Genomic DNA, 13,803 nt, shown 5'->3' with positions numbered 1-13,803 from the left:
GGGTCAAATCCACTCCACTAGGACCACATTGTCCGTGGTCTCATGCAATCATATCAGGCGGGCACGTGCCATATGTCTTTCGCATATTGGCGGATCGTTCGATCGGACGAGAACCAGCCGACGCGGGCGACATTGCGGATGGCCCTGGCGTACCAGTCCGGGCTGTTGCGCCAGACGGCATCGACGTCGCGCTGGGTGGCGGCGTAGGCATCAAAATCCGCGGCGACCATGAACCAGTCGCTCTGGTAAAGACCGTTGATCAGGTCGCGATAACGGTCCGGATCGTCAGGTGAGAAGACGCCCGATGAAATCGCCGACAGCGCCTGCGCCAATTCGGGCGAGCCCTCGATCACGGCGCGCGGATCGTAACCATTGTTGCGCCGCTCGGCGACTTCCTCTGTGGTCAGGCCGAAGATGAAGATGTTGTCGTCGCCGACGCATTCCTTGATCTCGACATTGGCGCCGTCGAGCGTGCCGATGGTCAGCGCACCGTTCAGCGCGAACTTCATGTTGCCGGTGCCGGAGGCTTCCATGCCGGCGGTCGATATCTGCTCCGAAAGATCGGCGGCCGGCATCATGATCTCGGCCAGGCTGACATTGTAGTTCGGCACGAACACCACTTTCAGCAAGCCGCGCACCGCGGGGTCGCGGTTGATGACACGGGCGACGTCGTTGGCAAGTTTGATGATCAGCTTGGCATTGTGATAGCTGGGCGCCGCCTTGCCGCCGAAGAATTTGACGCGGGGCATCCAGTCGCGCTCTGGATGTGAGCGGATCTGGTCGTAAAGCGCGACCGCTTCGAGAATGTTCAAGAGCTGGCGCTTGTATTCGTGGATGCGCTTGACCTGGATGTCGAACAGCGCCGAGGGGTCCACCTTGATGCCGAGCCGGTCGGCAACAAGATTGGCAAGCCTCGTCTTGTTCGCCCGTTTGACGGCGGCGAACTTGTCCCGGAACGCGGCGTCCTCGGCGAAAGGATCAAGCCGCTTTATCTCGTCGATGTCGTCGAGGAAACCGTCGCCAATCGCCTCTCGAGTGAGTGTCGTGAGGCCGGGATTGCACTGGATTAGCCAGCGCCGCGGCGTGATCCCGTTGGTCTTGTTGTTGATGCGGTCCGGGTAGAGCCTGTGGAGATCGGCAAACACCGTCTCCTTCATCAATTCCGTGTGCAGGGCCGAGACGCCGTTGATCGAGTGCGAGCCGACAAAGGCCAGATTGCCCATGCGCACGCGGCGATCGCCATTTTCCTGGATCAGCGAGATGCGGCTGATCTGCTCGTCCGAGAACTGGTCGGAGGCGCGCGCCTCGAGCAGCACTTCGGCGTTGATCGCGTAGACGATCTGCATGTGGCGCGGCAACAGCCGCTCGAACAGCGGCACGGGCCAGCTTTCGAGCGCTTCGGGAAGCAGCGTGTGGTTGGTGTAGCCGAAGGTGCGCTTGGTAATGCTCCAGGCCTGGTCGAAATCCATGCCGTGGACATCCATCAACAGGCGCATCAGCTCGGCTACGGCGATCGCCGGATGGGTGTCGTTGAGATGGATCGCCGCCTTGTCGGGCAGCGATTGCAAGTCGCCATACTGGCTGAGATGACGCTGGACGATGTCTTGCAGCGAGGCGGTGGAGAAGAAATACTCCTGCCTCAGTCGCAGCTCCTGGCCGGCCTTGTGGGAATCGGCCGGGTAAAGGACGCGCGACAATGCATCGGCCTTGTTGCTTTCGGCGAGCGCGCCGATGTGATCGCCGGCGTTGAACTTGTCGAGCAGGATCGGGTCGACCGGCATGCCGGACCACAGACGCAGCGTATTGACGCGATTGGCCCGCCAGCCGACCACTGGCGTATCGTAAGCAACGGCCAGGACATGTTCGGTCGGCTTCCAGACGTGGCGCTCGAGCCTGCCGTCCTTCGAGGTGATCGATTCCACCGAGCCGCCGAAGCCGACCTCGAAGGAGCGCTCGCGGCGTTCGAACTCCCAGGGATTGCCGTGATCGAGCCATGTCTCGGGCAGTTCCACCTGCCAGCCGTCATGAATCTCCTGCCGAAACATGCCGTTGGCATAGCGAATGCCGTAGCCATGCGCGGGGATATCGACGGTAGCCATGCTTTCCATGAAACAGGCGGCGAGCCGGCCAAGACCGCCATTGCCAAGGGCAGCGTCCGGTTCGAGCGCTGCAATGATGTCGAGGTCGACGCCAAGCGACGACAGCGCCTCGCGCATATTGTCCATCAGGCCGAGATTGGAGAAGGCATCGCGCATCAGGCGGCCGATGAGGAATTCCAGCGACAGGTAATAGACGCGCTTTTCCTGCTGGGCGTAGGCCTCTTGGGTCGCCTGCATCCAGTGATCGACGATGCGGTCGCGCACAACCTTGATCGAGGCGGTGAGCCAGTCGTACTGGGTTGCAACGTTGGTGCCCTTGCCGACCCTGTATTTGAGGGCCTGCAAGACTTCGTCGGCGAGCGTCTTGGGATCCGGGTTTTCGAGTGTGGGCGGAGGAGCTTCGGTTGTCATCGCGCGCGTCATGCTGCCTCTCGTGACGTTGCCAGGATCATGCGGCTTTCACCATCTCTGCCAATGCTAGTGCATCCCACCGGATGTTCAATCGATTCAGGCGACCGAAAGCCGGGTTGCCCTGCGGCAATTTGGCATTTGGAAACAGCGCGTTCGGGTTCCTCGGCGATGGGCCTCAAGCTCTTGCTCAAGCTGCCAGCGCCGCTTCCGGCGGCACCTTGGCGCCGGTCATGAAGGCGACGGCGTCGGACATCGTATACTGCTTCGGATCGATGACACACAGGCGACGGCCAAGCCGGTGAATGTGGATGCGGTCGGCCACCTCGAAGACATGCGGCATGTTGTGTGAAATCAGCACGATCGGCAGGCCTCGCTTCTTCACGTCGAGGATCAGTTCGAGGACGCGGCGGCTCTCCTTGACGCCAAGTGCCGCCGTCGGCTCATCCATGATCACCACCCGGCTGCCAAAGGCGGCGGCGCGCGCCACCGCCACACCCTGACGCTGGCCGCCGGAAAGCGTTTCCACGGCCTGGCTGATGTTCTGGATGGTCATCAGGCCAAGCTCCGTGAGCTTGTCGCGGGCGCGCTTTTCCATCGCCGGGCGATCGAGCATGCGCAGCCATTCGCCGAGGAACCCCGGCTTGCGGATCTCCCGGCCGAGGAACATGTTGTCGGCGATGGACAGCGCCGGCGACAGAGCCAGGTTCTGGTAGACGGTCTCGATGCCGGCCTCGCGGGCCTCCATCGGCGACTTGAAGGCAACGGGCTTGCCTTCAAGCCGGATCTCACCTTCATCGGGCACGACCGCGCCGGAAATCGCCTTGATGAGCGACGATTTGCCGGCACCATTGTCGCCGATGACGGCAAGGATTTCGCCCGGATAGAGATCGAAATCGGCATTGTCGAGTGCGGTGACGCGACCGTAGCGCTTGACCAGGCTGCGCGCGGTGAGGATGGGTTCCTGCGTCATGGCTATGCCGAAACCTTTCTGATCCATTGATCGATCGCCACGGCGCCGATGATCAGCACGCCGGTGAGCAGCACCTTCCACTGCGGATCGGCGCCCAGCATGTTGAGGCCCATCGAGACGACGCCGACAATCATGGCGCCGAACAGCGTGCCGAGGATCGAGCCGCGCCCGCCGAACAGCGAAATACCGCCGATCACCGTCGCGGTGATGGCCTGAAGATTGTAGTCGGTCACGGCGGCGGAAGGCGAGATCGAGCCATTGCGGCCGATGGAGACCCAGGCTGCGAAGGCGGCGATCAGCCCGGCAAGAGCATATACCGTCACCAGCACCTTCTTCGTCTGGATGCCCGACAGTTTCGCGGCCTCCTGATCATCGCCAACCGCATAGACATGGCGGCCCCACGCGGTGTGGTTGAGCACGTACCAGAGGACCAACACGAGAACGACCATGGCAATGACACCAAGCGTCAGCACGGCCGTGCCGACCTTGAAGCTCAAGGCAAACAGGTGCAGCAGAGGCGCCTGAACGTCGACGTCGGTGTCGCGGATCGTCTCATTGGCCGAGTAGATGAAGTTGGTGGCCATGACGATGTTCCAGGTGCCTAGCGTCACGATGAATGGCGGCAGCTTCATGTAGGCCACCAACACCCCGTTGAGCAGGCCGCATGCGCCACCAGCGACAAGCCCGATTGCCACCGCGAGCACGGCCGGCATACCGTAGCTGACCGCGCAATTGCCCATGATCACAGCCGAAATCACCATGATCACGCCAATCGACAGGTCGATGCCGGCGGTCAGGATTACCAGAGTCTGCGCGGCGCCCAGAATGCCGACAATGGCGATCTGCTGAAGGATCAGCGTCAGCGTATAGGATGAAAAAAAACGCCCGCCGATGGTGATGCCAAAGATAATTATCGCCAGAACCAGTACGATCAGCGGCACCGCTGCCGGCGTGGAATGCAGGAAATGCTGGGCGCGCTTGACGGCCGATTTATGCTCGTCGAACGCGGCGACGCTTGTGTCGCTGCTCGATAGAACTTTTTCGAATTCTTGTGCTTGAGACATGTTTCCTCCCCTGGGCTTCAGCCAAGAGCCAACGCCGTCCACGCCTTCCGGTCTGCCGCCGGGACTATTTGCGTTTAGACCGGCACATCGTCCACCCTGAGCGGCCGGGGATCAAGCCCCGACCGATCGCGATCTGTTGCCGGTCAGGCCAGCCTCAGCCCCAGCACTTGGCGAGGCCTTCCTTGGTGTCGATGGACTTCACACCGTTGGCGGGCTTGTCGGTGACAAGGTTGACGCCGGTGTCGAAGAAGTTCTTGCCTTCGGTCGGCTTCGGCTTCGTCCCGTCCTTGGCGAAAGTGGCGATCGCCTCGATGCCGAGCGCCGCCATTTGCAGCGGATATTGCTGCGAGGTAGCGCCGATCACGCCTTCGGTGACCGACTTCACACCGGGGCAACCACCGTCGACCGAGACGATCAGCACCTGGCTTTCGAGACCGACGGCCTTGAGCGCCTGGTAGGCGCCAACAGCTGCCGGCTCGTTGATGGTGTGGATGACGTTGATGGTGTTGTCCTTCTGCAGAAGGTTCTCCATCGCCTTGCGGCCGCCCTCTTCATTGCCGTTCGTCACGTCATGGCCAACGATGCGCGGGTCGTCCTCGTCGCCAATCTTGTTGGGGTCCTTCACGTCGATGCCGAAGCCCATCATGAAGCCCTGGTCGCGCAGCACGTCGACCGTCGGCTGCGACGGCGTCAGGTCAAGGAAGCCAATCTTGGCATCCTTGGCCTTATCGCCAAGCGTCGCAGCGGCCCATGCGCCAATCAGCTTGCCGGCTTCCAGATTGTCCGTCGCGAAGGTTGCGTCAGCCGCATCGATCGGATCAAGCGGGGTGTCGAGCGCGATCACCAACAGCCCGGCGTCCCGCGCTTTCTTCACCGTCGGCACGATGCCCTTGGTATCGGACGCGGTAATGAGGATACCCTTGGCGCCGTCGGCGATGCAGCTCTCGATTGCAGCCACCTGGCTCTCGCTGTCGCCGTCGATCTTGCCGGCGTAAGTCTTGAGATCGACGCCAAGCTCCTTGGCCTTGGCCGTCGCACCTTCCTTCATCTTGACGAAAAAGGGATTGGTGTCGGTCTTGGTGATCAAGCAGGCGCCGACCCCGGCGGCCGACGCCGTCGACGCAAAGGCCATCAGGCTCAGTCCGGCCGCGGCGAACACGGTGGATTTCAACAGTTTTGACGTGGTCACGATTTTCCTCCCATGGAACCATTTAGGATGCCGGCCAACCGACATCTGCAGCGCGTCCGACGAAATCTCCCAGCATCGGCGCCGATCCCAAGAGACACCAGTCCGCCAGCACTGTCAATAATTAAATCACTCTTATTTATTATTGACAACGCGGGATTGTTCACCCACTCTAGACCAAAAGCATTGAGGGGAAACGACGGAGGAACAGGGTGGAGACCGGCGTTACGAGGCACGGTTCGCCCAATGCGGCCGAAAGCCGTCTGCACCGCGGCACCAATCAAAGCGGCATGCGGGACCACAATGAGCGGCTGGTGCTGTCGCTGGTGCGCCAGCATGGCAGCCTAGCCAAATCCGACATTGCACGCATGACCGGCCTTTCGGCGCAGACGGTCTCAGTGATCATGCGCGAGTTGGAGGAGGACGACCTGCTCGTCCGCCAGGCGCCGTTGCGCGGCAAGATCGGCCAGCCCTCGATACCCATGGCGCTCAATCCCGACGGTGCCTATTTCATCGGCCTGAAGATCGGCCGCCGCAGCGCCGAATTGGTGCTGATCGATTTCCTCGGAAACGTACGCTCGATGCTGCAGCATTCCTACCGCTACCCTGCCCCGCGCGAGACGGTGGAATTCGTCACAGGCGGCATGAACAAGATGCGCGGCGAGCTCACCCCGGCGCAGGACAAGCGCATTGCGGGGCTTGGCATCGCCATGCCGTTCGAATTGTGGAACTGGGCCGATACCGCGGGCGCGCCGCGCGAAATCATGGACGAATGGCGCCATCGCGACATCCGCGCCGACATCCAGGCGCAATGCGAATTTCCAGTCTATCTGCAGAACGACGCCACCTCGGCCTGCGGTGCCGAGCTCGTGTTCGGCCACGCGGCGGGTGCGGCACGCGATTTCGTCTATTTCTACATCGGCGCCTTTGCCGGGGGCGGCATCGTGCTGAACGGCCGGTTGTTTGGCGGCCCAACCGGCAATGCCGGCGCGCTGGGCTCGATGCCGGTGCCCGGGCCGGACGGCAAGCCGACGCAGTTGATCGACGTGGCGTCGATCGCCATGCTGGAAAAGGCGCTCAACGCGCGCGGCATCGAGGCCTCGCATCTGTGGACATCACCGGGAGACTGGGGCGAGATCGGCGCCGAGCTCGACGACTGGATCGCCAGCGCCTCGCAGGCGCTCGCCTATGCCATCGTTTCGGCGTCCTCCGTCATTGATTTCGAAGCCGCGGTGATCGACGGGTGGATGCCGCTTGCCGTGCGCAGGCGGCTTGTCGATGCCGTCATCCAGGCCATCGGCCGGATCGACGGCGAGGGCCTGAGGCTGCCGGCCATTCGTGAGGGAACCGTCGGCATCCATGCGCGGGCGCTGGGTGGCGCCAGCCTGCCGCTGTCGGAGCGCTTCCTCATCGGCTCGACCACGATTTCCCGGAGCTTCTGAGCATGCTGATCGGCATCCCGGCGCTGCTCGGCCCGGAGTTTCTGGCGATATTGCGCGCCATGGGCCATGGCGACGAGATCGCCTTGGTCGACGGCAACTACCCGGCCGAGCAGCAGGCACAGCGGCTGATCCGCGCCGATGGCCATCATCTCGTCCCGGTGCTCGATGCGGTATTGAGCGTATTGCCGGTCGACGACGCCGTGCCGCAGGCGCTGTTTCGCGCCTCGGCCAAAGGCGATCCCCTGCTCGCCGATCCGGTTCACCATGAGATGGAAGCGATCTGCGCCAGGCGTGCGCCGGGCCGCAAGGTGGTTGCGCTTGCCGGCGCCGACTTCTATGCACGGGTGAAGGCCGCGCACGCAATTGTCGCGACGAGCGAGCCGCGGCTTTATGCCAACATCATCATTCGCAAGGGCGTGATCTATCCGCCGGAAAGCAAGACTTCATGATCCTCTGCTGTGGCGAAGCCCTGATCGATATGCTGCCGCGGACCACGACGGAGGGCGAGTCGGCCTTTGCACCCTATGTCGGCGGTGCCGTCTTCAACTCGGCAATTGCGCTTGGCCGGCTCGGCGCGCCCGCTGCCTTCTTCTCCGGCCTGTCGTCGGATCTGTTCGGGGGCCAGCTCAGGGAGGCACTGGGAGCCAGCAAGGTCAGTTCCACCTATGCACACACCTCGCCGCGCCCGACTACGCTCGCCTTCGTGCGGCTCAACAACGGCCAGGCGACCTACACGTTCTATGACGAGAACACCGCCGGGCGCATGCTGACCATCGAGGACCTGCCGGAACTCGGCAGCGAGATCGAGGCCATGCTGTTCGGCGCCATCAGCCTGATCTCGGAGCCGGCCGGGTCGGCCTATGAAGAGTTCATGCGACGCGAGCATGAGCGCCGAGTGATGATGCTCGACCCCAACATCCGGCCAAACTTCATTCCCGACAAGGCCAAGCACCTCAGGCGCATCCGCGGCATGATGGCGATGGCCGACATCGTCAAATTGTCGGACGAGGATCTGAACTGGTTCGGCGAAGCCGGCTCGCATGAGGACGTCGTGCGCAACTGGCTGGACCGCGGTCCGAAGCTGATCGTCGTCACCCACGGCAGCGAGGGCGCGGTCGGTTACAGCAGCCGGCACCGGGTCACAGTCGTGCCGGACAAGGTCGAGGTGGTCGATACGGTCGGCGCCGGCGACACATTCAATGCCGGCATCCTTGCCTCCTTGCACGAACAGGGCCTGTTGTCGAAGACGGCAATCGCCAGCCTGCCGGAAGAAGCCATCCATAAGGCGCTGACGCTCGGCGCGAAAGCCGCGGCTGTGACGGTCTCGCGGGCCGGCGCCAACCCGCCATGGCGGCATGAAATCGCCTGACCGGCTGGCAACACGCTCAAGGACTGTCTGCCGCGATCACTTTATGTTTCGTCGACCCGGCGGGACGGGCTGTGAAGGTCCATATCGAGCCGGCCGAAGCCCGGATTTCCCCGCGTTTAAGAGGGCAGGTCGGAAGTCAGCGGTAACAGGCTGCGACATTTGAGCAATTCAGGGTTTTGCCCTGCGGCTTTCTCGGCCGTGCCAAGTCTGCTACCAGCGGCCGGTTATCTGACTAAACCGTTTGAGGCCGACATGCAGTTCATCGATCTTGGCGCGCAGCGCGAACGCATCCGCGACAGGCTGAAAGCGGCAATCGACCGGGTCGTCGACGAAGGCCGCTATATCCTCGGGCCGCAGGTCACCGAATTCGAAAACAAGCTCGCCGCCTATATCGGCACCAAGCACGTGGTCGCTTGCGCCAACGGCACCGATGCGCTGCTGTTGCCGCTGTTTGCCGCCGGCATCGGCCCGGGCGACGCGGTGTTCGTGCCGAGCTTCACTTTTGCCGCCACGGCCGAAGTGGTGGCGCTGACCAAGGCCGAACCGGTGTTCGTCGATGTCGATGCCGACAGCTACAATATCGACACCGCCAGCCTCGAGGCGGCAATCGCCATGATCAAGGCGGAAGGCCGGCTGAGGCCGAAGGCAATCATTCCCGTCGACCTGTTTGGCCTCGCCGCCGATTACGAGGCGATCATGGCCATCGCCGATCGCGAAGGCCTGATGGTCATCGAGGATGCGGCGCAGGCGACCGGCGGCTCGGCCGACGGCAAAATGTGCGGCTCGTTCGGCACCGTTGGCTCGACCAGCTTCTATCCGGCAAAGCCGCTCGGCTGCTATGGCGACGGCGGTGCGATGTTCACCAATGACGATGCGCTGGCCGAACAGCTGCGCTCGTTCGCCTTTCACGGCAAAGGCGAAACGCAATACGACAATGTCCGCGTCGGCATCAATTCACGGCTCGACACGCTTCAGGCGGCGATCCTGATAGAGAAGCTGGCCATCCTCGAGGAGGAGATGGTGGCGCGGCAAGCGGTCGCCAATCGCTATGCCGAAGGTCTCGGCGATATCGTCAAGGCGGCACGCAATCTGGGCGGCCGCCGCTCGGCCTGGGCGCAATACGCCATCGAAACGCCGAAACGCGACGGGCTCAAGGCACATCTCGGTGAAAAGGGCATTCCGTCGGTCATCTACTATGTGAAACCGCTGCACAGCCAGATTGCCTATCGCGATTATCCGCGCACCCCGACCGGCCTTGCCGTTTCGGAAGAGCTGCCGAAGCGCATCCTGTGCCTGCCGATGCATCCCTATCTGAGCGAGGCTGACCAGGACCGGATCATCGAAACGATCCGTAACTATATTGGCTCGAATTCGGCGCATGTAGCGGCGGCATAAATTCGAAAGCTTCGAAGCGTGGTTGCGGATTACATCGACGAGTTCATCATGTTCTGCACCGGGTTGTGGATGGCTGGCGTCGGCTTCGGATTTTTCCCGGACCCCTCTCAAGCTCGCCCCGGCCAGAAGCAGGCATGGTGGACCAACTTTGGAACCCATTTTAAATGGATGGGGCCGCTGTTGATCCTCATCGCGATAGTGCTCGCGTTCGCGGCACCTTCCTAGATGCGCTCGCGCCGGCAACAGGCTCGCCATTGACGGCATCGCTGATCAACAACGGACCGTTCACCTCAAACTGGGCCGTCGGTACCGATTTCGGGATGCTTTGCTCTGCGTCGAAGCATAGTCTGCACCTGTCTTCCCACTAGGCTGGCTATTTCATGAAGAAGATTGGTTTCCTCTCGTTCGGGCACTGGACGCCCTCGCCGCAATCACAGACGCGGACGGCAGCCGATGCGCTTTTGCAGTCCGTCGAGCTGGCCGTCGCGGCCGAGGAGCTGGGTGCGGACGGCGCGTATTTCCGCGTGCATCACTTCGCGCGCCAGCTCGCCTCGCCCTTCCCGCTGCTGGCAGCGGTTGGGGCGAAGACCAGCCAAATCGAGATCGGCACGGCGGTGATCGACATGCGTTACGAGAACCCGCTCTATATGGCGGAGGACGCCGGTGCCGCCGACCTAATCGCCGGAGGGCGTCTGCAACTGGGCATCAGCCGCGGCTCGCCGGAGCAGGTAATCGAGGGATGGCGCTACTTCGGCTACGCCCCGCAAGAGGGCGAGAGCGATGCCGACATGGCCCGCAGACACACCGGAGTGCTGCTCGAAGTGTTGCTGGGCAAAGGCTTTGCGCAGCCCAACCCGCGGCCGATGTTTCCCAACCCGCCTGGCCTGCTTCGCGTCGAGCCGCACTCGGAGGGCCTGCGCGAGCGCATCTGGTGGGGCGCCGCCACAAACGCCACCGCCGAATGGGCGGCGAAACTGGGGATGAACCTGCAGAGCTCCACGCTCAAATTCGACGAGGGCGGAAAGCCGTTTCACATCCAGCAGGCCGAACAGATCCGGGCTTTTCGTGAGGCCTGGAAGGCGGCCGGACACACGCGCGAGCCGCGGGTGTCGGTCAGCCGGAGCATTTTTGCGCTTGTCGACGATCGCGACCGGGCCTATTTCGGCGGCAACCAAAGCGGAGATCATTTCGGTTACATCGAGGCAGACAGGCTTGCCGTCTTCGGCCGCTCCTATGCCGCCGAACCGGACGTCCTGATCGAGCAGCTAAAGGGCGACGAAGCCATCGCCGAGGCCGATACGCTGCTGCTTACCGTCCCCAATCAGCTCGGCGTCGACTACAATGCCCACGTCATCGAGGCGATCCTGACCCATGTCGCTCCGGGCTTGGGCTGGCGCTGACGAGTTTGAGCAATCGACCGCAGGAGGCAGGAACCTCCCCTCCCGGCCCCGCTCAGGAACCGAACAGCCGCCTGTCCCAATACACGGGCTGATGCAGGCTGGCTGTGATCAAGGCAAACTCCGGATGGGCCGGATTGATCAACACGTTGTTGTCGAGGCGAGCCACGACGCTTGGTACGATTACGATCGCGCTGCGGCGCTCGATACACCAAGTCTCACCGAATTCCTTGCTCACCTTTGCCGGCATTACGTCCCAACCCGGCAGCGACGGCTGAGAAAAGGTCTCGTAGCTCAGCCCGCGCGGAACCATGATCTGGACGTAGTGCTGGTTGGGCGGCAGTCTGCCGCTGCCGTGCACTAGCTTTTCCAGCAAGGCAGTCGAATAATGCTCGCTGGCGTAGATCACCGGGCTGCCGGGCGTGTTCCAGCGGCCGGGCGCAATCGTCGAGCCCGTCGCGTCAAAGATCGGATAAGTGCCGGCAGGATCGCCGATCCTGAAGCACAGCAGCGTCCGATCGAGTATCTGCGCCGTCAAGCGGCGGTGCCGTACTTCAGGCCTGCAAGGATATCGATCACCAGCTCGGCGCCGATCTCGTTTTGGATGACCATTTCGATCGGGCGCCGGTCTTCCAGCATGGGATGAGGCCGAAATAGAAAGTCACGAGCCTCATCTTCGACCTTCCAGACGTCGAGGGCCAAGTCCCATACACGAGCAACTCGTGCCACCCGCATGCCCTCTTCCGAAGACAGTCGAAGAGCACCCCTCTTGCGACGTTCATAGGTTGCCTTTGGAACGAGGCGATATTTGAACTGGGCATCGGCCGGTGCCAGCAATTGTGAGACGCGTTCGAGCGCGCCGATGGGCAATCCGTCTTCAATTCGAGCCATCAGCCCGAATGGCGACCGTGCAGCCGTTTCCTTGGGCGGCAAGCCCAGCACGTCGGCGACATTTCCGAACGCCAGCATCATCACTGCCTCCTCATGTGAAGCATGATATACCTTCATGTGAGACTACGCGCAAGTGGGCTGCAGTCTCACGGCTGCTTTCCGTCGGCTCGTTTCAGCATCGTGAATGCGCGACTGATCCGTTGCAGCGCTGTGGCGTTGGCCAGCACTGCGTAAAGCGCGAACCCACCCGCCAGAATCCAGGGCGATGCCGCGCCCAGGGCGGCCGCGACTCCGTCGGCGGCGAGCAGCACGCAAATGAAAACCAGACGTTCCATCCGCTCGAAGAAATCCGGCCAACCATGGTTTTCCACAGGGATTTCCAGCGCCGTCCGCGCCTTGGCGTAACTTGTGAGTATCCCGCCGGCGAACGCGACCATTGCGATCGCCCACAGATCGGCGACCCAGCCGATAGCCGCAAAGACGGCCAATTCCTGATAGCGGTCGACGACAGCGTCGAAATAGCCACCGGCCTTGGTGATCATATTTGTTCGGCGGGCGACAGCACCGTCCAGCGCATCGAAGGTGAAGGCAAACGCCAGGCAAAGGCCAAAGGCAAGGCTTGAATGGTGATAGACGTAGGCCGCCGACGACAAAGCGACTAGCACGAGCCCACTGGCCGTAACCTGGTTCGGCGTCATGCCGATCCCGATCAGCGGAGAAGCGGCCTGCTCCCATAGCGGGTCGATGCGACTTTTCATGAGACCGGCGATCATGGCGGCTCCTCTGATGATGTCGTTTCACCGAGCTTTACCAGCAATTTGCGGGTTTGTTCCACCGTCGCTACCGTTCCAATTGGTCAAAGCGGGCCGAGACCGGGCTCAGCAACATTCCCAACTCGCCGCAACAGCGATTTCTTTCGGCGAATGCGGCCGGCGGATTAAGGCGCTCGCCAAGCCGACGGCGCAAATCGACCGGCGGTCTGGCGGCCGCGCCCGAACGATGTGACTATGACTGCTTGCCATCCGTCGGAAGCCGGCCGAAACTCGATGCATAGATTTTCACCCAAGTTTGCTTACCTGCTCGCGACCTCTCTTGGCGCGGGATTATCTCCAATATGGCCGGGCACGGCCGGCGCAATGGTTGGAGTGGCTGTTGCCGCAGCTCTGATACCGGCATCGCCTTGGCTGACTGTGCTTGCCTATGCGGCCCTGTTCGCCGTCGGCGTATGGGCGTCGTCGCATGTCATCTCCCGAACCGGGACGGAGGACCCGCAGATCGTCGTCATCGATGAGACCTTCGGCGCCGCCGCGACACTTTCCATGCTTCCGATCGACCCACTCTGGTGGGCAGCAGGCTTCCTTGCTTTCCGGTTTTTCGACGTCGTCAAGCCTTGGCCCATCCGTATCATGCACGACAAGGTAAGGGGTGGGGCCGGCATTATGCTGGACGATGCCGCCGCGGCTGTCGTCGCTGGGGCGTTGCTGCTCCTGCTGAACGGTTTGATTGACCATTTGCGGTAATGGCGACATTCGGTCTGCCAAGGCCACGGTGGCCCATCGGCGCGGCGGAACGCAGGAGG

General features: G+C 62.4%; 14 protein-coding genes. 7 read left to right on the top strand and 7 right to left on the bottom strand.

Annotated elements, in window-relative coordinates:
- Positions 1-53: 53 nt before the first annotated feature.
- From NKJ13_RS24740 to NKJ13_RS24725, 4 genes are all read right to left on the bottom strand, one after another.
- Positions 54-2,522 carry a glycogen/starch/alpha-glucan phosphorylase gene (locus NKJ13_RS24740; protein WP_352738804.1) on the bottom strand — a complete coding sequence of 823 codons (2,469 nt, stop codon included), beginning with the start codon at positions 2,520-2,522 and terminating at the stop codon, positions 54-56.
- A gap of 175 nt (positions 2,523-2,697) precedes the next feature.
- A complete protein-coding gene (locus NKJ13_RS24735) occupies positions 2,698-3,480 on the bottom strand; it encodes an ATP-binding cassette domain-containing protein (RefSeq protein WP_352479483.1) in 783 nt (260 codons plus the stop codon).
- A 2-nt stretch (positions 3,481-3,482) separates the two neighbouring features.
- Positions 3,483-4,544 (bottom strand): ABC transporter permease, encoded by a 1,062-nt coding sequence (locus NKJ13_RS24730; RefSeq protein WP_352479482.1) that lies wholly within the window; start codon positions 4,542-4,544, stop codon positions 3,483-3,485.
- Positions 4,545-4,698: 154 nt separating this feature from the next.
- Positions 4,699-5,676: a sugar ABC transporter substrate-binding protein gene (locus NKJ13_RS24725; RefSeq protein WP_502894341.1), complete on the bottom strand. Its 978-nt coding sequence runs from the start codon at positions 5,674-5,676 to the stop codon at positions 4,699-4,701.
- Positions 5,677-5,942: 266 nt separating this feature from the next.
- Between NKJ13_RS24725 and NKJ13_RS24720 the strand changes: the two genes are divergently transcribed.
- The 6 genes from NKJ13_RS24720 (at position 5,943) to NKJ13_RS24695 (ending at position 11,336) form a co-directional block, all read left to right on the top strand.
- Positions 5,943-7,172 carry an ROK family transcriptional regulator gene (locus NKJ13_RS24720; protein ID WP_352507573.1) on the top strand — a complete coding sequence of 410 codons (1,230 nt, stop codon included), beginning with the start codon at positions 5,943-5,945 and terminating at the stop codon, positions 7,170-7,172.
- Positions 7,173-7,174: 2 nt separating this feature from the next.
- Positions 7,175-7,621 (top strand): RbsD/FucU family protein, encoded by a 447-nt coding sequence (locus NKJ13_RS24715; RefSeq protein ID WP_352705729.1) that lies wholly within the window; start codon positions 7,175-7,177, stop codon positions 7,619-7,621.
- The gene (locus NKJ13_RS24710; protein ID WP_352738803.1) at positions 7,618-8,541 is read left to right on the top strand and encodes a carbohydrate kinase family protein; all 924 of its coding nucleotides are present in this window, start codon (positions 7,618-7,620) and stop codon (positions 8,539-8,541) included. Before NKJ13_RS24715 ends, NKJ13_RS24710 begins: the two co-directional genes overlap by 4 nt.
- A gap of 252 nt (positions 8,542-8,793) precedes the next feature.
- Entirely contained in the window at positions 8,794-9,936 is a 1,143-nt protein-coding gene (locus NKJ13_RS24705; protein ID WP_352738801.1) for a DegT/DnrJ/EryC1/StrS family aminotransferase, read from the top strand.
- Positions 9,937-9,954: 18 nt separating this feature from the next.
- Positions 9,955-10,161, top strand: a complete 207-nt coding sequence (locus NKJ13_RS24700) for a hypothetical protein (protein WP_352738799.1) — start codon at positions 9,955-9,957, stop codon at positions 10,159-10,161.
- Between the two features lie 155 nt (positions 10,162-10,316).
- Positions 10,317-11,336 (top strand): LLM class flavin-dependent oxidoreductase, encoded by a 1,020-nt coding sequence (locus NKJ13_RS24695; RefSeq protein WP_352738798.1) that lies wholly within the window; start codon positions 10,317-10,319, stop codon positions 11,334-11,336.
- A 52-nt stretch (positions 11,337-11,388) separates the two neighbouring features.
- Here NKJ13_RS24695 and NKJ13_RS24690 read toward each other — a convergent pair whose 3' ends face one another.
- From NKJ13_RS24690 to NKJ13_RS24680, 3 genes are all read right to left on the bottom strand, one after another.
- Positions 11,389-11,871: an RES family NAD+ phosphorylase gene (locus NKJ13_RS24690; protein WP_352507567.1), complete on the bottom strand. Its 483-nt coding sequence runs from the start codon at positions 11,869-11,871 to the stop codon at positions 11,389-11,391.
- Positions 11,868-12,302 (bottom strand): Xre family toxin-antitoxin system antitoxin, encoded by a 435-nt coding sequence (locus tag NKJ13_RS24685; protein ID WP_254819913.1) that lies wholly within the window; start codon positions 12,300-12,302, stop codon positions 11,868-11,870. The genes NKJ13_RS24690 and NKJ13_RS24685 overlap by 4 nt, the downstream gene beginning before the upstream one ends.
- A gap of 68 nt (positions 12,303-12,370) precedes the next feature.
- Positions 12,371-12,997, bottom strand: a complete 627-nt coding sequence (locus NKJ13_RS24680) for a CDP-alcohol phosphatidyltransferase family protein (protein ID WP_352507566.1) — start codon at positions 12,995-12,997, stop codon at positions 12,371-12,373.
- Positions 12,998-13,231: 234 nt separating this feature from the next.
- Here NKJ13_RS24680 and NKJ13_RS24675 point away from each other — a divergent pair, with 234 nt between their 5' ends.
- Entirely contained in the window at positions 13,232-13,744 is a 513-nt protein-coding gene (locus NKJ13_RS24675) for a phosphatidylglycerophosphatase A family protein (protein ID WP_352507565.1), read from the top strand.
- The last annotated feature ends 59 nt before the right edge of the window (positions 13,745-13,803 follow it).

It is taken from the genome of Mesorhizobium sp. M0174, assembly GCF_040322275.1.
Taxonomy (GTDB): domain Bacteria; phylum Pseudomonadota; class Alphaproteobacteria; order Rhizobiales; family Rhizobiaceae; genus Mesorhizobium.
The sequence above is the reverse complement of the archived record's forward strand: the minus strand, read 5'-3'. Positions and strand labels throughout refer to the sequence as shown.

What these genes read in the sequence shown, in the direction of transcription:
- NKJ13_RS24675 (WP_352507565.1), top strand. Translation starts at nt 13,232, where the DNA reads ATGACTGCTTGCCATCCGTCGGAAGCCGGCCGAAACTCGATGCATAGA.
- NKJ13_RS24730 (WP_352479482.1), bottom strand. Translation starts at nt 4,544, where the DNA reads ATGTCTCAAGCACAAGAATTCGAAAAAGTTCTATCGAGCAGCGACACA.
- NKJ13_RS24710 (WP_352738803.1), top strand. Translation starts at nt 7,618, where the DNA reads ATGATCCTCTGCTGTGGCGAAGCCCTGATCGATATGCTGCCGCGGACC.
- NKJ13_RS24695 (WP_352738798.1), top strand. Translation starts at nt 10,317, where the DNA reads ATGAAGAAGATTGGTTTCCTCTCGTTCGGGCACTGGACGCCCTCGCCG.
- NKJ13_RS24735 (WP_352479483.1), bottom strand. Translation starts at nt 3,480, where the DNA reads ATGACGCAGGAACCCATCCTCACCGCGCGCAGCCTGGTCAAGCGCTAC.
- NKJ13_RS24680 (WP_352507566.1), bottom strand. Translation starts at nt 12,997, where the DNA reads ATGATCGCCGGTCTCATGAAAAGTCGCATCGACCCGCTATGGGAGCAG.
- NKJ13_RS24685 (WP_254819913.1), bottom strand. Translation starts at nt 12,302, where the DNA reads ATGCTGGCGTTCGGAAATGTCGCCGACGTGCTGGGCTTGCCGCCCAAG.
- NKJ13_RS24705 (WP_352738801.1), top strand. Translation starts at nt 8,794, where the DNA reads ATGCAGTTCATCGATCTTGGCGCGCAGCGCGAACGCATCCGCGACAGG.
- NKJ13_RS24725 (WP_502894341.1), bottom strand. Translation starts at nt 5,676, where the DNA reads ATGGCCTTTGCGTCGACGGCGTCGGCCGCCGGGGTCGGCGCCTGCTTG.
- NKJ13_RS24715 (WP_352705729.1), top strand. Translation starts at nt 7,175, where the DNA reads ATGCTGATCGGCATCCCGGCGCTGCTCGGCCCGGAGTTTCTGGCGATA.
- NKJ13_RS24740 (WP_352738804.1), bottom strand. Translation starts at nt 2,522, where the DNA reads ATGACGCGCGCGATGACAACCGAAGCTCCTCCGCCCACACTCGAAAAC.